This window comes from [Muricauda] lutisoli (nom. illeg.), assembly GCF_017313105.1.
GTDB lineage: Bacteria > Bacteroidota > Bacteroidia > Flavobacteriales > Flavobacteriaceae > Flagellimonas > Flagellimonas lutisoli.
Genome location: NZ_JAFLND010000001.1, coordinates 315,272 through 334,719, shown reverse-complemented (window position 1 = coordinate 334,719; position 19,448 = coordinate 315,272). Strand labels below are relative to the sequence as shown.

At 40.8% G+C, this 19,448-nt stretch carries 20 protein-coding genes and 1 tRNA gene; 15 read left to right on the top strand and 6 right to left on the bottom strand.

Annotation, left to right across the window (positions count from 1 at the left end):
• Positions 1-14 precede the first annotated feature (14 nt).
• From J0X13_RS01595 to J0X13_RS01585, 3 genes are all read right to left on the bottom strand, one after another.
• The gene (locus J0X13_RS01595; RefSeq protein ID WP_207069735.1) at positions 15-455 is read right to left on the bottom strand and encodes a QcrA and Rieske domain-containing protein; all 441 of its coding nucleotides are present in this window, start codon (positions 453-455) and stop codon (positions 15-17) included.
• Between the two features lie 47 nt (positions 456-502).
• A complete protein-coding gene (locus J0X13_RS01590) occupies positions 503-1,681 on the bottom strand; it encodes an AIR synthase related protein (RefSeq protein WP_207069734.1) in 1,179 nt (392 codons plus the stop codon).
• A gap of 79 nt (positions 1,682-1,760) precedes the next feature.
• Positions 1,761-3,947, bottom strand: coding sequence for a glutamine synthetase III family protein (locus J0X13_RS01585; RefSeq protein ID WP_207069733.1), 2,187 nt, complete (start codon positions 3,945-3,947; stop codon positions 1,761-1,763).
• Positions 3,948-4,158: 211 nt separating this feature from the next.
• Between J0X13_RS01585 and J0X13_RS01580 the strand changes: the two genes are divergently transcribed.
• Entirely contained in the window at positions 4,159-5,169 is a 1,011-nt protein-coding gene (locus tag J0X13_RS01580) for a glutamine synthetase beta-grasp domain-containing protein (protein WP_207069732.1), read from the top strand.
• Positions 5,170-5,232: 63 nt separating this feature from the next.
• Here the strand turns inward: J0X13_RS01580 and J0X13_RS01575 are convergent, their stop codons facing one another.
• Complete coding sequence (locus J0X13_RS01575) at positions 5,233-6,171, bottom strand: calcium/sodium antiporter (RefSeq protein ID WP_207069731.1); 939 nt, start codon at positions 6,169-6,171, stop codon at positions 5,233-5,235.
• Between the two features lie 151 nt (positions 6,172-6,322).
• On the opposite strand from J0X13_RS01575, the gene J0X13_RS01570 reads away from it, so the two are divergent.
• From J0X13_RS01570 to J0X13_RS01560, 3 genes are all read left to right on the top strand, one after another.
• The gene (locus tag J0X13_RS01570; RefSeq protein WP_207069730.1) at positions 6,323-6,682 is read left to right on the top strand and encodes a BlaI/MecI/CopY family transcriptional regulator; all 360 of its coding nucleotides are present in this window, start codon (positions 6,323-6,325) and stop codon (positions 6,680-6,682) included.
• Positions 6,682-8,460 carry a M56 family metallopeptidase gene (locus J0X13_RS01565; RefSeq protein ID WP_207069729.1) on the top strand — a complete coding sequence of 593 codons (1,779 nt, stop codon included), beginning with the start codon at positions 6,682-6,684 and terminating at the stop codon, positions 8,458-8,460. Before J0X13_RS01570 ends, J0X13_RS01565 begins: the two co-directional genes overlap by 1 nt.
• A gap of 521 nt (positions 8,461-8,981) precedes the next feature.
• Entirely contained in the window at positions 8,982-9,125 is a 144-nt protein-coding gene (locus tag J0X13_RS01560; protein WP_207027830.1) for an SsrA-binding protein, read from the top strand.
• On the opposite strand, the gene J0X13_RS01555 is transcribed toward J0X13_RS01560, so the two are convergent.
• Positions 9,122-9,634, bottom strand: coding sequence for an adenine phosphoribosyltransferase (locus tag J0X13_RS01555; RefSeq protein ID WP_207069728.1), 513 nt, complete (start codon positions 9,632-9,634; stop codon positions 9,122-9,124). The genes J0X13_RS01560 and J0X13_RS01555 overlap by 4 nt on opposite strands.
• 64 nt (positions 9,635-9,698) lie before the next feature.
• On the opposite strand from J0X13_RS01555, the gene J0X13_RS01550 reads away from it, so the two are divergent.
• Both J0X13_RS01550 and J0X13_RS01545 read left to right on the top strand, forming a co-directional pair.
• Positions 9,699-9,772, top strand: a tRNA-Arg gene (locus J0X13_RS01550).
• A gap of 229 nt (positions 9,773-10,001) precedes the next feature.
• Positions 10,002-11,231 (top strand): site-specific integrase, encoded by a 1,230-nt coding sequence (locus tag J0X13_RS01545; protein ID WP_207069727.1) that lies wholly within the window; start codon positions 10,002-10,004, stop codon positions 11,229-11,231.
• 60 nt (positions 11,232-11,291) lie between these two features.
• Here J0X13_RS01545 and J0X13_RS01540 read toward each other — a convergent pair whose 3' ends face one another.
• A complete protein-coding gene (locus J0X13_RS01540) occupies positions 11,292-11,723 on the bottom strand; it encodes an RrF2 family transcriptional regulator (RefSeq protein ID WP_207069726.1) in 432 nt (143 codons plus the stop codon).
• A 115-nt stretch (positions 11,724-11,838) separates the two neighbouring features.
• Here J0X13_RS01540 and J0X13_RS01535 point away from each other — a divergent pair, with 115 nt between their 5' ends.
• The 9 genes from J0X13_RS01535 to J0X13_RS01495 all read left to right on the top strand — a co-directional run bounded on the left by J0X13_RS01535 (position 11,839) and on the right by J0X13_RS01495 (position 19,381).
• Entirely contained in the window at positions 11,839-12,351 is a 513-nt protein-coding gene (locus tag J0X13_RS01535; RefSeq protein ID WP_207069725.1) for a c-type cytochrome, read from the top strand.
• A 5-nt stretch (positions 12,352-12,356) separates the two neighbouring features.
• On the top strand, positions 12,357-12,938 hold the full coding sequence (locus J0X13_RS01530; protein ID WP_207069724.1) for a fasciclin domain-containing protein: 582 nt from the start codon (positions 12,357-12,359) through the stop codon (positions 12,936-12,938).
• Between the two features lie 38 nt (positions 12,939-12,976).
• A complete protein-coding gene (gene nosZ, locus J0X13_RS01525; protein ID WP_207069723.1) occupies positions 12,977-14,929 on the top strand; it encodes a Sec-dependent nitrous-oxide reductase in 1,953 nt (650 codons plus the stop codon).
• Between the two features lie 123 nt (positions 14,930-15,052).
• The gene (locus J0X13_RS01520; RefSeq protein WP_207069722.1) at positions 15,053-15,661 is read left to right on the top strand and encodes a hypothetical protein; all 609 of its coding nucleotides are present in this window, start codon (positions 15,053-15,055) and stop codon (positions 15,659-15,661) included.
• Between the two features lie 10 nt (positions 15,662-15,671).
• A complete protein-coding gene (locus J0X13_RS01515) occupies positions 15,672-16,106 on the top strand; it encodes a nitrous oxide reductase accessory protein NosL (protein ID WP_207069721.1) in 435 nt (144 codons plus the stop codon).
• Positions 16,107-16,116: 10 nt separating this feature from the next.
• On the top strand, positions 16,117-16,572 hold the full coding sequence (locus J0X13_RS01510; RefSeq protein ID WP_207069720.1) for a pyridoxamine 5'-phosphate oxidase family protein: 456 nt from the start codon (positions 16,117-16,119) through the stop codon (positions 16,570-16,572).
• Positions 16,573-16,648: 76 nt separating this feature from the next.
• Positions 16,649-17,899 carry a nitrous oxide reductase family maturation protein NosD gene (locus J0X13_RS01505; protein WP_207069719.1) on the top strand — a complete coding sequence of 417 codons (1,251 nt, stop codon included), beginning with the start codon at positions 16,649-16,651 and terminating at the stop codon, positions 17,897-17,899.
• On the top strand, positions 17,896-18,606 hold the full coding sequence (locus tag J0X13_RS01500) for an ABC transporter ATP-binding protein (protein WP_207069718.1): 711 nt from the start codon (positions 17,896-17,898) through the stop codon (positions 18,604-18,606). Before J0X13_RS01505 ends, J0X13_RS01500 begins: the two co-directional genes overlap by 4 nt.
• Positions 18,599-19,381, top strand: coding sequence for an ABC transporter permease (locus tag J0X13_RS01495; protein WP_207069717.1), 783 nt, complete (start codon positions 18,599-18,601; stop codon positions 19,379-19,381). Before J0X13_RS01500 ends, J0X13_RS01495 begins: the two co-directional genes overlap by 8 nt.
• Positions 19,382-19,448 lie beyond the last annotated feature (67 nt).

The window sequence follows — 19,448 nt, the reverse complement described above, 5'->3', positions numbered from 1 at the left end:
TTGGGATTCAAAAACTATTCATAAACCCGTAATATGGAGCCATTGAGTTCCGTATTGTAAACCTTCAAAGCTCTAGCTGGGTTTCCATCCACTTGATTGAGCGGGGTCCCATCTTGATCAAATCGTGAACCATGGACATCGCAATAGAAAATACCACCACTCTGATCCACAAAACGCACCTGATCGTAGGATTGATGGCTACAAACCTGGCTTGCCGCCACATACTCACCTTGCAGGTTTCTGGCTATAACCACTAAGTTCTTCAAAATAAAACCACCATTTTCGGAAAGGTTGGATGCTTCGGCTGAAGTAAGGTCGACAGTAAAATCAACTCCTGTGGGTTCTTCCACTAAGTTACCATCAACTTCATCCTTAGAACATCCTTGCAAACAAGGAAATGTAAGGGCAAAGGCAGCTCCTGCGCCCAAACTTCGTAGAAACTCTTTTCTTTCCATAGCGTGAGGTTTATATTATCAAACGCTATTTCGAGAGAAATCGTATGCTAGTACTCAAACTTGCCGTACGGGCTTTGGATGGTCAATTTTTTACTTTCGGATGATTCCACTCTCCCAATAATCCGGGCATCCACATCAAAACTTTGGGAAATGGCAATGATTTCTTCCGCGACCTTCTCATCTACATACAGCTCCATGCGATGGCCACAGTTAAACACTTGATACATTTCTTTCCAATCCGTTCCAGATTGTTCTTGAATGAGTTTGAACAAAGGTGGAATGGAAAACATGTTGTCCTTGATAATGTGAAGGTTCTCCACAAAGTGAAGGATTTTGGTCTGCGCACCGCCACTGCAATGTACCATTCCATGAATTTCGTCAGAAGTATCTTTTTGCAGTATTTTTTTTATGATGGGCGCATACGTTCGTGTGGGCGACAATACCAATTTGCCCGCATCAAGCGGTGAATCCGGAACTTTGTCCGTTAGTTTGGTATTGCCCGAATACACCAACTCTTCAGGAACTGATGCATCAAAACTTTCTGGATATTTATCGGCCAAGTATTTAGAAAACACATCGTGTCGAGCAGAGGTCAAACCGTTACTGCCCATTCCTCCGTTATACTCGGTTTCGTAACTCGCTTTTCCAAAGGAAGCCAAACCTACGATAACATCTCCTGCCTTGATATTGGCATTGTCGATGACATTTTTTCGTTCCATTCTTGCGGTTACTGTGGAATCCACGATTATGGTACGTACCAAATCGCCTACATCGGCAGTTTCACCTCCCGTGGAACGGATGGTAATCCCATGCTTGTCCAAATCGGATATAAGTTCCTCTGTTCCATTGATGATAGCTGAAATCACCTCGCCGGGAATCAGGTTTTTGTTACGCCCAATGGTGGACGACAGCATAATATTATCGGTGGCACCCACGCAGATCAGGTCATCCACGTTCATAATGAGTGCGTCTTGGGCAATCCCCTTCCAAACGGAAACATCTCCGGTTTCCTTCCAGTACATATAGGCCAAAGAGGATTTGGTTCCTGCACCATCGGCGTGCATTACCAAACAATGGTCTTCGCTACCTGTTAAATAATCGGGCACAATTTTACAGAACGCTTTCGGGAAAAGTCCTTTATCAATGTTCTTGATGGCGTTGTGCACATCTTCCTTGGAGGCAGAAACACCTCGTTGCGCATATCTTTTACTGGTATCCGATGACATATGAAAGGTTTGGGCAAAAATAACGGAAAGCCATCAAATTATTGATATGCTTTCCGTCTTTTCCTTTTTGTGTATTGTTCTATTTGGAAAACAGCATTTCGCGGTACTTGGTAAAGGGCCAGAATTCGTCGGCGATCAGTTTCTCCAAGGTATCTGAATGCTCACGGATTTTTTCAAAATAGGGCCTCACGTTGTTACAATAGGCCTGGGCCTTTTTATCCACTACCGACATGCCGTTGGCACGTTTGCGGGCATCTGCCATTTCATCGGTAAGCTTTTTGATCTCCATAATGTGCTCCCCGATCTGTTCCAAGATGTTCAATTGGCCCTCAGCTACCTTTTTATGTGCTGCCCCATAGACTTCTTTTAGCCCATGAATATTTTCCAACAGCATATTTTGATACTTCACTGCGGCGGGAATGATGTGGTTATAGACCATTTCACCCAATACACGCCCCTCAATCTGAATGTGGAAAATGTATGCGCCCAATTCCACTTCCTTGTGCGCCTTGAGTTCCACTTCGTTCATAACATCCATTTGTTTGAAGAGCTCGTAGCTTTCCTTTGATGTAATTACCTGAAGGGCTTCTGGAGTATTTTTGTTAAAGCTCAGTTTCCTCCTCCTGGCTTCTTCTTGCCATTCTATACCATAACCATCACCTTCAAAACGGATACGCTTGGAAGTTTTGATGTATTCCCGAAGTACATTGAATACGGCCTCATCCTTTTTCAAGTTTTTCTTGTCAATCAGGGCATCGACCTCTTTTTTGAAGTCGGTCAACTGCTTGGCCACAATAGTATTGAGCATGGTCATGGGCTTGGCACAGTTCATTTTGGCCCCAACGCCCCGCATTTCAAACTTATTCCCTGTAAAGGCAAAAGGCGATGTCCGGTTCCTGTCGGTGTTGTCCAGTAATATCTCTGGAATCTTACCCACAACATTGAGCTTGAGCTCTGTTTTTTCCTGAGGGGACAATTTTCCTTTGGAAACGCCTTCCAGTTCATCGAGCACATCACTCAATTGTTGACCTATAAATATGGATATGATCGGTGGCGGTGCCTCATTGGCTCCCAACCGGTGATCGTTGCTCGCGGAGGCAATCGATGCCCTCAACAATTCCTCGTAGGTATCCACAGCTTTGATGGTGTTCACGAAGAAAGTCAAAAACTGTAGGTTCTTCATGGGTGTGGTACCAGGGCTCAATAGATTAACGCCCGTATCGGTTCCCAAAGACCAATTGTTGTGTTTGCCCGACCCATTGATTCCAGAAAAGGGCTTTTCGTGGAACAAGACCGAAAAGTTGTATTTGTCGGCTATCTCTTCCATCACATCCATCAACAACAGATTATGATCTACGGATAGATTTGCCTCTTCAAAGACGGGAGCCAGCTCAAACTGATTGGGTGCTACCTCATTGTGACGGGTTTTAACCGGGATACCCAATTTGGTACATTCCTTTTCCAGTTCACTCATAAAACCAAGAACACGTGGTGGAATCACACCAAAGTAATGATCGTCCAATTGTTGCCCCTTGGCCGAAAAACTGCCTACCAAAGTCCTTCCGGTAACGGAAAGGTCCAATCGAGAGTTCACCAGAGATTTATCTATTAAAAAGTACTCTTGCTCCCAACCCAGGGTGGCATGTACCTTTTTCACGTTTTTATCAAAATATTGCGCTACGCCCGTTGCGGCTTGATCCACAGCATGTAATGCCCTTAGCAATGGAGCTTTGTTATCCAAGGCTTCACCGGTATACGCTACAAAAATGGTTGGAATACAGAGGGTTGTCTTATATATAAATGCCGGCGAGGTTGGATCCCATGCGGTATAGCCCCTTGCTTCAAATGTATTTCTGATTCCCCCACTCGGAAAACTGGACGCATCGGGTTCTTGTTGCACCAACTGTGCTCCCCCAAATTTCTCCATGGCCCTTCCGTTGGGAAGAATATCGAAGAATGCATCGTGCTTTTCCGCTGTTGCACCGGTTAATGGCTGAAACCAGTGGGTATAGTGTGTGGCTCCCATAGAAAGCGCCCACGCCTTCATACCTTCCGCCACTTGATCAGCAATTTTCCGATCTATTTTGGTGCCTTGAAAAATGGCAGATTTAACTTTATCGAGAGCTTCCTCTGTGAGAAACTGAAGCATCTTATCCTCATTAAAAACATTCTTACCAAAAAGGTCGGAACGTTTCCCTGTTTCATTAATATTGGCATGTTCCCTGTTACGGCTTTCGACCAGGGCCTGGAATCTTGTATTAGGCATTTTCAACAATCTTTAATTTTCAAATCTACAATTAAGAATTTAATAATATATACTGCAAAAATTACTTTTTTTTCATTCAACCCTTCTTAAAATAGGGGTAATATAAATAATAAACACAAGTTTGTGATTTTACCCCCATAAAACATTGATAATTAAATGAAAAAACTATTTTTGTTAATCATAAAATTGAGAACGATTAACTACCAGAATTATGAGCAAATCTAAATTAGAGTATCTATGGTTGGATGGTTACGAGCCAACAGCCAACATCAGAAGTAAGACTAGAATAGAAGAAGATTTTAGTGGTAAACTGGAAGATTGCCCAATGTGGTCTTTCGATGGTTCATCTACAAAACAGGCCGAAGGAGGTTCCTCTGACTGTTTATTGAAGCCAGTTGCCATTTACCCTGATCCGGCAAGAAGAGATGGTTATTTGGTAATGACCGAGGTATTGAATCCTGATGGAACTCCTCACGTGAGCAACTCCAGAGCTACCATTGATGATGAAGACGATGATTTCTGGTTTGGATTTGAGCAGGAGTACTTTATTATGGATACTTCTACGGGCCTACCTTTAGGATTCCCTGTTGGTGGCTATCCAGGACCTCAAGGTCTATATTACTGTTCCGTTGGAGGAAGAAACACTTGGGGGAGAGACCTTGTTGAGGAGCATGCAGATCTTTGTTTGGATGCTGGACTTCAATTTGAGGGTATCAATCAAGAAGTTGCCGCCGGACAGTGGGAATTCCAATTGTTCGCCAAAGGTGCCAAAAAGGCCGGTGACGAAATCTGGGTGGCGCGTTACATGCTACAAAGATTGACAGAAAGCTACGGATATTATATCGAGTATCACCCAAAACCAATTAAAGGTGACTGGAACGGTTCTGGTATGCACGCCAACTTTTCCAACACCTTGTTGAGAACTTGCGGGTCTAAAGAAACTTATGAAAAAGTATGTGAAGCTTTCCGTCCGGTAACCAAAGAACACATCGCAGTTTACGGTGAGTACAATGATGAGCGATTGACCGGTAAGCATGAAACTGCTTCTATTACCGATTTCAGCTATGGAGTTTCCGATAGAGGTGCTTCCATCAGAATTCCTATTATGACCGTTGAAAAAGGTTGGAAAGGATGGTTGGAAGACAGAAGACCTGCTTCTAATGCCGATCCATACAAAGTTGCAGCTGTGATCGTTAAAACGGTTAAATCTGCAAAAGTTTAAAACACGTTTATAAATTAGTTGTTGATTATAGATTAAAAACCGTCCCGCTTTATGGGGCGGTTTTTATTTTATGGTCATATAGATAAAGGTGCCATAAAAGGCCAAAAGCACCAAACCATCTCTCCAACCCAAACGCAATCCTTTTGGGAAAAACACCAATGGGAAAATAAGAAAGGATATACCCAGCATCCAAAAAATATCACTGGATAAAAGGCCCTCGTCCATAACAGTTATGGGAGTAATTATTGAAGTTATACCCAATACAGCCAATAAATTGAAAATGTTGGATCCTATGAGGTTTCCCAAGGAAATCGCCTTTTCTTGCTTGATGATCGCCACTACCGATGCGGCCAATTCCGGAATACTGGTTCCCACCGATACAATGGTAATACCTATAACACGGTCACTTACACCAAATGAAGATGCCATACCCACTGCCCCATCAATGAGCAATTCGGATCCTCCCCAAAGCGCCGTTCCCCCAATCCCCAAAAAGAGGACAATCTTATACAAAGGCAAGGGGACATCATCTTCCGGCATTTCATCCACAACCGCTGTTTTCTGGAACCTTAATAAATACACCAGGAAGATAAATAAGAGGGAGACCAGAATTATTCCTTCATACTGTTCCAACACCCCATCAAAATAAATGAATCCGCAGAAAAGAAGGGAAGCAACGATCATAACAGGCCAATCCGTAGTGTAAAAACTTTTCCTGACATCTATACTGCCCATGATAACGGTAATGGCCAAAACCAATCCCAAATTGGCGATATTGGACCCCACTACATTGCCCAAAGAAAGATCTGGAAAACCATCTAAGGCAGCTTTTATGCTCACAATGAGTTCTGGGGCGGAGGTAGCGAAAGACACTATCGTCATCCCAATAACAATTTTGGGGATAAACAAGCGTAAGGATAAAGCAACGGCAGACTTCAATAACCAATTCCCCCCTGCAATCAGCAGAACCAATCCCAAAACAATAAAAAGTAGATTTCCCAAAAAAGTAAATTTTCGCGTAAAGATAATGTAAGATTTACTCAACAAAGAAGGATCCTTCAAAAAGAAAAACTATAAAAATAGTTAATAAACTATAAAAATAGTTGTTTAACTAACAGATTAGTATTACGTTTGATCATATAATAATTACATCATGCAAAAATTGACCAATAAGGAAGAGGAGATCATGAAAATCCTTTGGGAGCTGAAAAAGGCTTTTGTAAAGGAAATCCTTGAGGAAATAAAGGGCGAGAAACCACACTACAACACCTTATCCACTATTGTTAGGAATCTGCAGGAAAAAGGATTTGTGGATCATGAAGCCTTTGGCAACACCCATCGATATTTCCCTATTGTAAGTAAAGAAGAGTATCGCAAAAAGTATGTGAACGCAGCCATTGCAGATTATTATAATGATTCCTTTAAAAGTTTGGTATCCCACTTTGCGCAGGAAGAAAAAATTTCGATAACTGAGCTAAAAGAAATTATTGACCTAATAGAAAAGAAGAAATAATGGAATCGATATCTATGTACTTTTTACAATCCGCCCTTATATCCGGAGGTTTTTTGGCGGTATACCATATTTTCTTGAAGCAGGAAACTTTCTTCAAGGAAAACAGGTTGTTCCTTTTATCGGGATTATTGCTCTCTTTTGTTTTTCCACTGATCAAGATCCAGAAAACGATTGTGGTTTCCAAGCCAATGCTTGTCAAGGCTACCGACACAGGCACTCAAACTATCTCGACCATAGCCGAAAACAGCTTGTTTACGCCGCAGAACATACTCTTTACAGTATATATTACGATAAGTGCTTTTTTGTTCGTGAAATTTTTGTTCAAACTGATTTCTTTGAAACACTTGGCCAAAGATGCCCATAAGAGAAGGGAAACTCCGTTTATGCACTTAGTAACGGAAAAGAACATCTCCCCTTTCTCCTTTTTTAACTACCTATTTTATAATCCCAGACTTTTTGAAGCCAACGAACTCCATTCGGTCTTGGAACACGAGAAAGTCCATGCACGCCAATATCACACTGTGGACATCTTACTACTGGAGGTCTTGAAGATATTTTTCTGGTTCAATCCGGTACTCTGGATGTACAAAAGCGCGGTAAGGCAAAATCTGGAATACCTGGCCGACCATTTTGCCATAGCCCAAACGGATGATAAAAAATCCTACCAATACCTGATGCTAAAGCAGGCGGTAGATACACAAGAATACGCTTTAGCCAATTCATTTTATAATTCATTAATCAAAAAACGAATAGTCATGTTAAATCAAAATCAATCCAAAAAAATCAATATCCTTAAGACCCTGGTGGTAGCCCCTTTATTGGGCCTGTTCTTGGTGAGCTTCAGTATTGAGGAAACTTACCTTTACAAAAATCCGGACAGCGTGGAGAATTTAATGGACAGTGAAATTGTTACGGACGAAAAAACTGTGGAGCTGACCATAGATAAAAACACCTCCGATGCCGAGTTGGACAACATTAAAAAAGACTTGGCAAAAGATGGTATCGATTTCAGTTATACCACTGTTCGGAACGATGACAGGGAAATCATTTCAATTACATTGAACTTAAGCGGTAAAAACTCCGAGGGAAAAAATTTTAGCGGTAATTACAACAGTAATTCAGATGGCCCCATTAACCCCATAACAGTCTTGTACGATGATGAGAACAATGCCGTCTCTTTTTGGAATGCCCATAAGGAAAATGAAATCCAAATTCATACAATTGGCAAGGGAAATGTTTCGTGGAGTACTTCAGATGAAAAAGAAATCATCGTAAAAAAGGTTGATGGTAAAAGGAAAGTAATCATCAATGGGGAAGAAGTAAGTGAAGATAAGCTCCATAGCATGGACATCCATCTGGATAGCGATGATGAGAAAGAAAGTGTTTTCATTGTAAAAAGAAATGATGACGATAAACATGTAATGATTGAAAAGCTCGGGAACAAAAAAGATGGAGTACATGTAATGAAAATTATAGACTCCGATGGTGAAGAGATAGAAGTAAAGAAAAGTACCAATGTAATGATCATCAAAGATTCTGACGATGATGAGGTAATCAGTGGTGATGATGACGGGCGTTTCTTTTACATAAAAAGTGATGGGAAAGAGGCACCGTTATACTTTATCGATGGCAAAAAAGTGAAATCCAAAGACCTTAAAAAAATATCGCCAGAGGATATTGAGAACATAAATGTTTTCAAGGGAGACAAAGCCATCGAGAAATACGGTAAAAAGGCTAAAAACGGAGTTGTGGAAATCACCACTAAAAAAGGCAACTAGTTTTTAAAAACCATTTTTTTTAACAAGGTAAAGGGACCGTCTTATGGGGCGGTTCTTTTTTTGTGCCCAAACGAAAACACTAAAATAGCCTTGTTTTTAAACGAAATCTCCCTAGGTTTTTAAATTACACCCCAAAACACCCCTACAATTCTAACATTTTAATACCATAATTTATATTTAAGGTTTAAAAATGTTACTTTTTACAAGGGCATACATTACAGTTATATAGGCCATACGTTTTTAAAGATACAATCTCGTATTCAATTCCATAAATTTTAAACTAAATGCTTGGAACCATGACTTTTATCATTCTATATTCGAGGAAATAATAGTAAGATAACTGTTTTTGTAAATTTAAAATCAATCAAAAAATGATAGCAATTGTAAAGTTTTTCATCACACTTCTTGTGCAACTCTTAACGGTTATATTTATTTAAAACCGTAAAGAGTTGCCACATTGCTATTGACCTGAATAGCTTGTAAACGGCTTTACTTATATTTGTCAAAACCAATACATTGATATGTTTTATAAGATTTTGGCAAAAATCAACAAGGCTCTGCTCCCATCTTACAGCAAAAAAGGTTTGGACCTTGCCAAGGCATCCAAATTACAAATGGCCATTATAGGATGGCGATATTATATCACCAAAAAAGCATTGGATTAGTATTGGAGAAGTACCTCTTTAGGGTAACCCTTTATTTTTTCCGCTCCATTTAAAAAGGTAAGTTCAATCAAAAAATTACATTGGACTACTTCACCACCCAATTTTTCCACAAGTTTACATACCGCTTGGGCAGTACCTCCTGTAGCCAAAACATCATCGTGTACCAACACCCTGTCCCCTTTTTCAATGGCATCTGAATGCATTTCAAGAATTCCTGTGCCATACTCCAAATCATAGGATTCAGAGATTGTACTATAGGGGAGTTTTCCTGATTTACGAACGGTTATAAAACCAGCTCCCAACTTTTGGGCTAACATAGGAGCAAAAATAAAACCTCTGCTATCCACTCCCACTACCTTATCTATTTGCATATTATGTGTAAAACCCAAGAGCGCATCGCCTGCTTTTTGAAAAGCTTTTGGGTCTTTCAACAAAGGTGTAATGTCCTTAAAAACAACTCCAGGCTTGGGGAAGTCTTCAATATCACGAATGTAGGATGCAAAATCCATTATTTTTGTATGCTAGGGTTTTGTGGTAAAGTTAAAAAGAAATATATTTGCAGCCCTTAAATAAGGCCGCGTGGCGCAACTGAATAGCGCATCTGATTACGGCTCAGAAGGTTGCAGGTTTGAATCCTGCCGCGGTCACTAGGTAGCAATACCAAAATAATGGAAAACCTTGCAAAATCTACGTGATTGCAAGGTTTTCGGCGTTTTTAGGGTACCATTTAATTTGGTTTATTTTGCTTTGATTCGTCAACAAATCGGTCAACAAAAATTAGGTCGTCAACACTGTTGACGATTAACCTCGCAAAACATTGACATACAGTTGATTTGGCTTTTTCATTAACATTTTTTTAATGCTAAAATCATAGGTATGAAAACATCTCACACATTCACGATCCTCTTCTGGATCAACAAGTCAAGAAGCTCCAATAACTGTGCTGAGCTCTACGCAAGAGTAACAATCAATGGAAAAAGAACCAATATTGGACTAAAAAGAAAAGTCGATATTCATCTTTGGGACATCAAAAACAAAAAGGCAAAAGGCAAAACAAGGGAGGCCAAGGAAATCAACTATTATTTAAACCTTGTCCGATCCAGATTGTTTAACATATATCAAGACCTGAAATATAAAGGGGACCTTATAACCCCACAATTGGTCAAATCAATCTACAATGGTGATAGCATCAATTCCAAAACACTGTTGGAGTTATTGGAATACCATAACCGAAAAATAGAAAACACGCTTGCCAAGGGCACTATACGAAACTTTGGGGTCACCGAAAATTACATCAATAGGTTTCTACAGCAAAATCTCAAAACCACGGACATCAATTTAAACCAACTCAATTATAAATTCATTTCAGATCTTGAAATGTTTTTGGTTAATTATTATCCAAAGAGTCATCCCAAGGCAATGAGCCATAATACGGTGATGAAGCATCTACAAAGGCTTAGAAAAATAATCAATCTTGCTTATCAATTGGAATGGATAGACAAAGATCCTTTTCTACGTTGGAAGCCCACATTTGAACAAAAACAGCGAGAATTTTTAAGTGCCAATGAACTGAACAATTTGGAAAACTATAAATTTCCCATTGACCGTTTGGACCGGGTCAGGGACCTTTTTGTTTTTAGCTGCTACACCGGCATAAGCTATTCCGATATAATGGAGTTGACAGCAACCAATATTATTACTGGTATGGATGGCAATAGATGGATTACCACAAAAAGATTGAAAACCAAAACTTCTGTTCGAGTCCCCCTATTGGAACCTGCCAAAAAATTACTGGATAAATATAGCAACCATCCTGTCACAACGCACTCAGGGACAATATTACCCAAGATTACCAATGAAAAGACCAATTTATACTTGAAAGAGATTGCTGATGCAGTGGGCATCAAAAAGAACCTGACCTTTCACATGGCAAGGCACACCTTTGCCACAACGGTAACGCTATCCAATGGCGTACCTATTGAAACGGTTTCCAAAATGCTAGGTCATACCAAATTGGCCACAACACAAATTTATGCTCGTGTATTAGATAAAAAATTATCTGAGGACATGATAGCCTTGCAAAAAAAGCTTGAGCTAAAGAGTTAACTTCTATGTATTAACTGTTCAAAACTAGTAAGGTAGGTTAATGAAATCCAAGGGTAAAATTTACGATGGAAAAAACTCCTCAATGTCCTGCTTTCCATCAACCAAGTCCAAAATTGTTGTGCTCTCAAGAACACTAATGAACTTAGACTTATTGCCTCCAACAAGTTTATGAAGAACACAAGGATTATCCATATCACAGTTACGGATACCCATAACACATGAATTTAGTCGATTCTCTCCATCTATAACCTTAACAATTTCCAGTAGCGTGTGATTTCTATCTTCTTCACTCAAATAAAATCCTCCTTTTGGTCCTCTTGTTGAAGAGATGATACCATGCCGTGAGAGTTCTTGTAATAGCTTAGCCAAATAAGCTTCGGGCACATGCACTACAGGATAAATATCCCTTACCATGATTTTATGGTCCCTATTGGAGTTCAATGCTAAATAAAGTACTCCTTTAATGGCATATTTGGATGAATTGGAAAGCATGGCGAAAAATATGAGTCAAAGATTAAAAGATATTTTTATCCTTTTTATGATTAAAATCATGTTATAGGTGATTATGGCTACATACTTTTGAAACGAAATTTTAACCATTTATCACATGAAAGCAACAGTAAAAAGTATAACGCTACTCTTCGCCCTGATCATGATCGGTTGTGGTGGAAAGAAGGAAGAAAAGAAAGATGATGGATTTAGCGTACAACGCAAAAAGGTTCAAACAGAACAGCCAGCAGTAACCAACACCACTGATCAGGTCAAGGCTTCTGAACGTGTGGACCTAACCACTAAGGGTGTTGGCCCCGTTAAATCCGTTGAATTGACTCCCGAAATCGACCAATCCATGGCAGAAAATGGCAAAAAGGTTTATGACCAAATGTGTCTGGCCTGTCACAGAATCGGTAAAAAATTCATTGGTCCCCCACCCAATGGAATTTTGGAGAGAAGAACCCCTGAATGGGTCATGAACATGATTTTGAACCCACAGGAAATGGTACAACAAGACCCGCTTGCCAAAGACCTTTTGAAAGAGTTCAATGGGTCGCCCATGTCCAACCAAGGATTGACCGAAGACCAAGCTAGAGCCATTCTCGAATACTTCAGAACCCTAGAATAAACCTTATGAAATCAACCATTAAACTCCGTATGATGGGTCTTTTTGCGCTGCTAACGATAACCAGTAGCTGTAAAAATGGGCCCCAAAACGAAACAAGGGACACGGGTCAAAATGAACCCACCGTTGCCTCAGAATACACAAAGGGACAAGCCTTTATCGAAGATGACGAGTCTACCCCAAATGTTTTGCAGATAGCTTTACAATCCGATGACCACACGACCCTTGTGGCCGCGGTGCAAGCTGCACAATTGGAAAATGTTTTGGTCAACGCTGGACCTTTAATGGTCTTTGCACCCACCAATGCTGCTTTTGATGCACTCCCGGAAGGTACTGTCGAGGACCTGTTAAAACCAGAGAACAAAGAATCCTTGGCAAACATTCTCAAATATCATGTCACCCCAGGGAACTATTCCAAGGACTTTTTGAAGAACTTCAAAAAATTGGGACAAGCCAATGATCAAAACGTTGCCGTAGAAACAAAAGACGGTGAGGTTTATATAGGTGGGGCCAAAATAATTGCCAGTATCCCGGCAGGAAACGGAATCGTCCATGTAGTGGACAAAGTAATCCTACCCCCTACCCAGTAATAAAATATCATAATTGAATAAATAAAAACCCTAATACAATGAAAATCCATAATCGTTTAATAATGACCTTTGGAGCTACCCTACTGCTGGTTTCCTGTGGTCAAAAAAAACAAAGTTCGAACGGGGCGCTCTCATCTAGTGCCGCCGAAAAAGTATATGTGGCTCCAGGTGAGCAAGATGAGTACTATGCTTTCCTATCAGGTGGGTATAGTGGTAACCTTACTGTCTACGGTTTACCTTCAGGTAGAATGTTCAAAGAGATTCCGGTATTCTCCCAATTCCCAACATCGGGCTATGGGTATTCCGAAGAAACCAAGCCCATGCTCAACACTTCCCATGGTTTTGTGCCTTGGGATGATGCCCACCACCCTGATATTTCCCAAACCAATGGGGAATTGGACGGTCGATGGATCTTTATAAACGGTAACAATACGCCAAGAATTGCCCGTATTAATTTGAGCACCTTTGAAACAGAGGAAATCATAGAGGTGCCCAACAGTGCCGGTAACCATAGTTCCTCCTTTATTACCGAAAACACCGAATATGTAGTGGCGGGGACTCGTTTTTCCGTACCCATCCCTCAAAGAGACATGCCCATTAACGAATACAAAAGTAACTTCAAGGGATCATTGTCTTTTATCAGTGTAGACCCGGAACATGGTCACATGGACCTTAAGTTCCAATTGTTGATGCCAGGGTTCAACTATGATCTTTCGCACCCTGGAAGGGGTAAATCCCATGGTTGGTTTTTTTTCACTACTTATAATACTGAAGAAGCTCATACACTTCAAGAAGTCAACGCCTCACAAAACGACAAGGATTTCATTGCAGCGGTCAACTGGAAGAAAATCGAGGAATACGTGAACAATGGTGGAGGTACCAAAATGCCCGCCAACTATGCCCACAATCTATATGATGAAGGTAGCCACACAGCTACAACGACCATGAAAAAAGAGGTCTTGACTGTAGACCCATTGAAAGTCCCTGGAGCGGTTTACTTTTTACCGACACCAAAATCCCCTCATGGTTGTGATGTGGACCCCACTGGTCAATACATTATCGGGAATGGTAAACTCTCCGCAGACTTGACCGTACACTCCTTTGACAAAATGATTGCTGCCATTGAAGGTGAAAAATTTGATGGGGAAGCTTATGGGATTCCAATCCTTAAGTTCGAGGATGTATTGGCAGGTCAGGTCAAAAGTGGCGGATTGGGGCCCCTACATACCGAATTTGACGGAAAAGGCAATGCCTACACCACGTTCTTCATCTCTTCTGAGGTGGTAAAATGGAAGTTGGGAACCTGGGAAGTAATAGACAGAAAACCAACCTACTATTCGGTAGGCCACTTGATGATTCCTGGAGGGAACTCCAGAAAACCATTCGGTAAGTATGTCGTGGCCATGAACAAGATTACCAAGGACCGATATCTGCCCACAGGACCTGAAATGGAACACTCGGCTCAGATTTATGATATCTCTGGAGACAAAATGGAATTGATCTATGATTTCCCAACTCATGGTGAGCCCCACTATGCTGCTGGAATACCTGCCGAGATTTTGGCGCCGAAATCGCAGAAAATTTATCGCTTGGATGAAAACGAACACCCTTATGCGGTAAAAACGTCTACTGATTCCAAGGTGGTTCGTGACGGAAACGAAGTGCATATTTATATGTCCACTATCCGAAGTCACTTTACCCCGGATAATATCGAGGGCATAAAAGTTGGGGATAAGGTATACTTCCACATTACCAACCATGAGCAGGATTTCGATGTACCCCACGGCTTTGCGATGATAGGACAGAACACCTCTGAGCTTCTCATAATGCCCGGACAGACCAAAACTTCGGTTTGGGAACCCAAAAAAGTTGGGGTATGGCCATTCTATTGTACCGATTTCTGTTCTGCTCTGCACCAAGAAATGCAAGGATATGTTAGGGTTTCCCCGGCCAATTCCAATGTAGAACTCAAATGGTCTTTGGGTGAATAATTCGGATTGATTTACCCTATAATCAAGCGGGCTGTGTCCAAGACCTGCCCGCTTTTTTACAAATTGACATACAACCTTTGACCAAAAAACAACATTCAGTTTGTAACCATTAAATCTAGAAAAATGAAAAAGGCTAGTATAGTAATGATTGTTGGCCCGCTCTTCCTGTTGGGATTGTATATTTTCCCCCTCTGGAATATCATGTTGGGAGCGCCCCAATATCCTGACCCGTTGGGATTGAATATCCACATTAGTGGTCTTAAAGGCGTAAACGAGTTTGATATCCAGAACATCGATGGCTTAAACCACTATATTGGAATGCATACGTTGCCAAAACCTGAGGAGATGTGGGAGTTCGGCACTTTCCCTTTGATCATTGGAATCATGGTGGGAATCGGTGTGTTGATCGGTATTTTGGGATATCTAAATAAAGTAAGCTATAAATGGTTTTTTGGATGGTTCCTGCTCATGTCCCTACTTGGTATTTTGGGCATGTACGATTTTAATGAATGGTTGATTGACTATGGTACCAACTTAGATCCCAATGCCATTATGAAATTGACCAATCCTGATGGTAGCCCCATGACCTACAAGCCGCCATTGTTAGGACATGTCAAAATGTTGAATTTTGATGTCACTTCATTGCCATCCAGTGGTGCTTATTTAATGTTCGTGGGGATGATGCTCACTTTGTTTGCAGGGTTCCTGGGATGGAAAAACTCAAAACAATAAATAATTCAAAATGAAAAAACAGATAATTATGTTATTGACGGTCCTGGGTCTTACTTCAGGTTGTTCGATAAGACCAAAACCCATTGATTATGGCCATGTGGGCTGTCATTACTGTAGCATGACGATTGTGGACAAACAACATGCAGCACAATTGGTTACCCAAAAAGGTAAGGTCTTTAATTTTGATGCCATTGAGTGTATGATGAACCAATTAAAGGATGAAGACAAATCTACCATGGCATTGTTCATGGTCAACGATTTTGACCAGCCCGGTTCTTTGGTAGACGGCACAAAAGCCACGTATTTAATCAGTGAAAACATCCCGAGTCCCATGGGTGCATATTTGAGTGCATTTGAGCAGGAACAGGCCGCCCAAAATACCTTGGATGCCAATGGCGGCAAACTATATACGTGGACGGAATTAAAAAAAAGGTTTAAACTTTAACACGAGTACAATGATTGATTTGGAGCCCTTACAATGTGAACATCTCTTGAGTGACAATTATTTGGGTCGTTTGGCCTATATAGCCGACAACGAACCTTATGTGGTACCGTCGACCTACTATTTTCTTAAGGAAGAAAAGAGTATTTTATGTTTTGCTTCCAACGGACATAGAATCAATGCTCTAAGAAAACACGACAAAGTCTCTTTTCAAGTCGATAGAATCGAGTCATTCCGTCATTGGGAGTCGATACAAGTACACGGGAGATTTGAAGAACTTGCGGGAGATGCTGCCAAGCAATATTTAAAGCATTTTGCGGAAGGCGTACAGCGCACCATAGACCGTAAAAATGCAGAGCGCCCACATTTTATAAGTCATTTTTCCGGAAAGCTACAAGAAGCAGAAATGCCAGTGGTATATCGCATAGCAATTACCGACATTACGGGAAAGTTAGTAAAGGAATTATAGGTTACATCTAACGGAGACTTGGAAAAACAAACCTAAATGGATATAAATATAGAACCTCATAAACAGTAATCACTATATGTCAACCTTCCATCCACATCACAAATTTATCCTAGCCCTGCCGCTTCTGCTGTGGACATCTTTGGTTTGGGCGAAAACATGGAATGTTTGTAGCGACTGCGAGCACAACTCCATTAAGGAGACTATTGCCCTAGCCCAGCCCTACGATACCTTATTGATACAAAAGGGCAGGTATCGGGAATTTGAAATATTGGTGGATAAACCCTTAGTAATAAGAGGAATTGGTTATCCTATCGTGGATGGTGAAAAAAAAGGGGAGATTTTTAGGGTTACATCGGACCATGTTACTTTAGATGGTCTATTCATCATAAATGTAGGGGTCAGTTATACCAAGGACAATGCGGCGATACGAGTGGTACAGAGCAAAAATTTCCTCATTCAGAACATGGTTTTGGAACAGCTTTTCTTTGGCATCTATTTGGAGAAATCCTCCCATGGCAAAGTCTACCACAACAGAATCATAGGGGAAGCTGTCGACGAATACAACTCAGGCAATGGGATACAACTTTGGTATTCTTCAGACGTAGAGGTGCTAAAAAACCATGTACAGGGCACCCGGGACGGCATCTACCTCGAATTTTCCGATGAAATTACCATTACTGACAATGTGAGCATGGACAATCTTCGCTATGGCCTCCATTTCATGTTCTCGAACAATGATGTCTATACCAATAATACTTTTGAAAATAATGGTGCTGGTGTCGCAGTGATGTTCTCCAAATTCATCACTATGAAAAACAACACCTTTCGGAAGAATTGGGGTACGGCTGCCTATGGCATGTTATTGAAAGAAATCAATGATGCAGAGATCAGTGGAAATATTTTTGAGGAGAACACCATCGGCATCAACATAGAGGGATCCAACCGAATCAAGTACACCAACAACGATTTTATTGGCAATGGTTGGGCCATACGTGTAATTGGAGCTTGCTATACCAATAGCTTCAAAGGAAATAATTTCCTTTACAATTCATTTGACATCTCCTACAACAGCAAACTCAACGATAATGTCTTTGAGGGTAATTTCTGGAGCAGTTACACGGGATACGATTTAGATAAGGACGGCATTGGGGATGTCCCTTATCGTCCAGTGAAACTATTTTCTTATGTTGTCAACCGCACTCCGGAGACCATTGTGCTATTAAGGAGTCTTTTTATGGACATTATTGATTTTTCCGAAAGGGTCTCCCCGGTTTTTACGCCCGATAATTTAAAAGATGCCCAACCTTTAATGAAAGTACGATCATGACCATTAAAATAAACAATCTTCACAAGCAATTTGGCAAGAACCAAGTTTTGAAAGGAGTTGACCTAAGCATTGACAAGGGTAACATTTATGCCATCCTCGGGCCAAATGGTTCAGGAAAAACCACTTTGATCAAGAGTATCTTGGGCATGGTGATCCCAAATAAAGGACAAATCTCGGTTTTGGGAGAACCCATAAAAAAAGGATGGAAATACCGCAAAAAAATTGATTACCTCCCCCAAATTGCCAATTTCCCGCCCAATATCAAGGTGAAGGAATTGATTGGCATGATCAAGGATCTCAGAAACAGCCCAAGTGAAGAAGCCGAACTCATCAACCTCTTTGGACTGGAACCGTTTTTGAACAAAAAACTAGCCACCCTATCCGGGGGCACCAAACAAAAAGTGAACATTGTTCTGACCTTTATGTTTGCTAGTCCACTGATTATTTTAGATGAACCTACCACAGGTTTGGATCCCAAGGCATTGATTCATTTAAAGGAGTTGATCCAAAAAGAAAAGGCCAATGGAAAAACCATTTTGATCACTTCGCACATCATGCAGTTTGTGGAAGAAGTGGCCGATGAGATTGTATACCTGTTGGAAGGAGAAATTTATTTTAAAGGGAGTATCGGAAAACTTATGGAACAGACCGAACAAACCAATTTTGAACACGCCATTGCGGCCATAACAACAGCTAGCCATGCTTAAAATATTGAAGTACAGTTTTTACGATCTTATACGAAGCCGTTGGAGCTATGTTTACTTTTTGTTTTACCTCGCCCTGGGTTTTGTTTTGTTGTTCTTGAACAACGATGTCTCCAAAGCCGTGATTACCCTAATGAACGTGATTATTGTCCTGATTCCCTTGATTGGTACCATATTTGGAGTAATGTACTACTACAATTCACGGGAATTTACCGAACTCCTCTTGGCCCAACCTATTAAGCGGAGCTCCATATTTATGGGGCAATATTTTGGAGTGGCAGGCTCACTGACCCTGAGCTTGGTATTGGGATTGGGGATCCCATTTGTACTGTACGGACTTTTACGGAGCAATGCCATTTTTGATTTTTCCCTGTTATTGGTCACTGGGGCTTTTTTGACCTTCATTTTTGTGGGGCTGTCCTTTGTAATTGCCATATCCAATGAAAATAAAATCAAAGGTTTTGGCTATGCCGTGTTGCTTTGGCTTTTCTTGGCTGTGGTCTACGATGGACTGTTCTTGATGTCGCTCATCGTTTTCGAAGAATACCCTTTGGACACATTCTCCTTGGTGTCCACCATACTCAACCCCATTGATCTTTCCAGGATATTGATACTGCTCAAATTGGATATTTCTGCCTTATTGGGGTACACAGGAGCCATTTTCAAACAGTTCTTTGGTACCAATCTAGGTTTCTTGATTTCACTGGCCATTCTTCTATTGTGGACCATACTGCCTATATTGGGATTACGATACAAAGCTGGTAAAAAAGATTTTTAATCTTGATTGGAGCATTTTTTCAAACCATTTAACGTGAAGGGTAAATCATATCGATCGCATCTCCAAA

Excerpts from the sequence above, each read along its gene's own strand:
- J0X13_RS01540 (WP_207069726.1), bottom strand. The coding sequence starts at position 11,723 with ATGCTTTCCAATTCATCCAAATATGCCATTAAAGGAGTACTTTATTTA.
- J0X13_RS01585 (WP_207069733.1), bottom strand. The coding sequence starts at position 3,947 with ATGCCTAATACAAGATTCCAGGCCCTGGTCGAAAGCCGTAACAGGGAA.
- J0X13_RS01535 (WP_207069725.1), top strand. The coding sequence starts at position 11,839 with ATGAAAGCAACAGTAAAAAGTATAACGCTACTCTTCGCCCTGATCATG.
- J0X13_RS01545 (WP_207069727.1), top strand. The coding sequence starts at position 10,002 with ATGAAAACATCTCACACATTCACGATCCTCTTCTGGATCAACAAGTCA.
- J0X13_RS01555 (WP_207069728.1), bottom strand. The coding sequence starts at position 9,634 with ATGGATTTTGCATCCTACATTCGTGATATTGAAGACTTCCCCAAGCCT.
- J0X13_RS01560 (WP_207027830.1), top strand. The coding sequence starts at position 8,982 with ATGTTTTATAAGATTTTGGCAAAAATCAACAAGGCTCTGCTCCCATCT.
- J0X13_RS01515 (WP_207069721.1), top strand. The coding sequence starts at position 15,672 with ATGAAAAAACAGATAATTATGTTATTGACGGTCCTGGGTCTTACTTCA.
- J0X13_RS01595 (WP_207069735.1), bottom strand. The coding sequence starts at position 455 with ATGGAAAGAAAAGAGTTTCTACGAAGTTTGGGCGCAGGAGCTGCCTTT.
- J0X13_RS01505 (WP_207069719.1), top strand. The coding sequence starts at position 16,649 with ATGTCAACCTTCCATCCACATCACAAATTTATCCTAGCCCTGCCGCTT.
- J0X13_RS01520 (WP_207069722.1), top strand. The coding sequence starts at position 15,053 with ATGAAAAAGGCTAGTATAGTAATGATTGTTGGCCCGCTCTTCCTGTTG.
- J0X13_RS01565 (WP_207069729.1), top strand. The coding sequence starts at position 6,682 with ATGGAATCGATATCTATGTACTTTTTACAATCCGCCCTTATATCCGGA.
- J0X13_RS01500 (WP_207069718.1), top strand. The coding sequence starts at position 17,896 with ATGACCATTAAAATAAACAATCTTCACAAGCAATTTGGCAAGAACCAA.
- nosZ (WP_207069723.1), top strand. The coding sequence starts at position 12,977 with ATGAAAATCCATAATCGTTTAATAATGACCTTTGGAGCTACCCTACTG.
- J0X13_RS01580 (WP_207069732.1), top strand. The coding sequence starts at position 4,159 with ATGAGCAAATCTAAATTAGAGTATCTATGGTTGGATGGTTACGAGCCA.
- J0X13_RS01510 (WP_207069720.1), top strand. The coding sequence starts at position 16,117 with ATGATTGATTTGGAGCCCTTACAATGTGAACATCTCTTGAGTGACAAT.
- J0X13_RS01530 (WP_207069724.1), top strand. The coding sequence starts at position 12,357 with ATGAAATCAACCATTAAACTCCGTATGATGGGTCTTTTTGCGCTGCTA.
- J0X13_RS01495 (WP_207069717.1), top strand. The coding sequence starts at position 18,599 with ATGCTTAAAATATTGAAGTACAGTTTTTACGATCTTATACGAAGCCGT.
- J0X13_RS01590 (WP_207069734.1), bottom strand. The coding sequence starts at position 1,681 with ATGTCATCGGATACCAGTAAAAGATATGCGCAACGAGGTGTTTCTGCC.
- J0X13_RS01570 (WP_207069730.1), top strand. The coding sequence starts at position 6,323 with ATGCAAAAATTGACCAATAAGGAAGAGGAGATCATGAAAATCCTTTGG.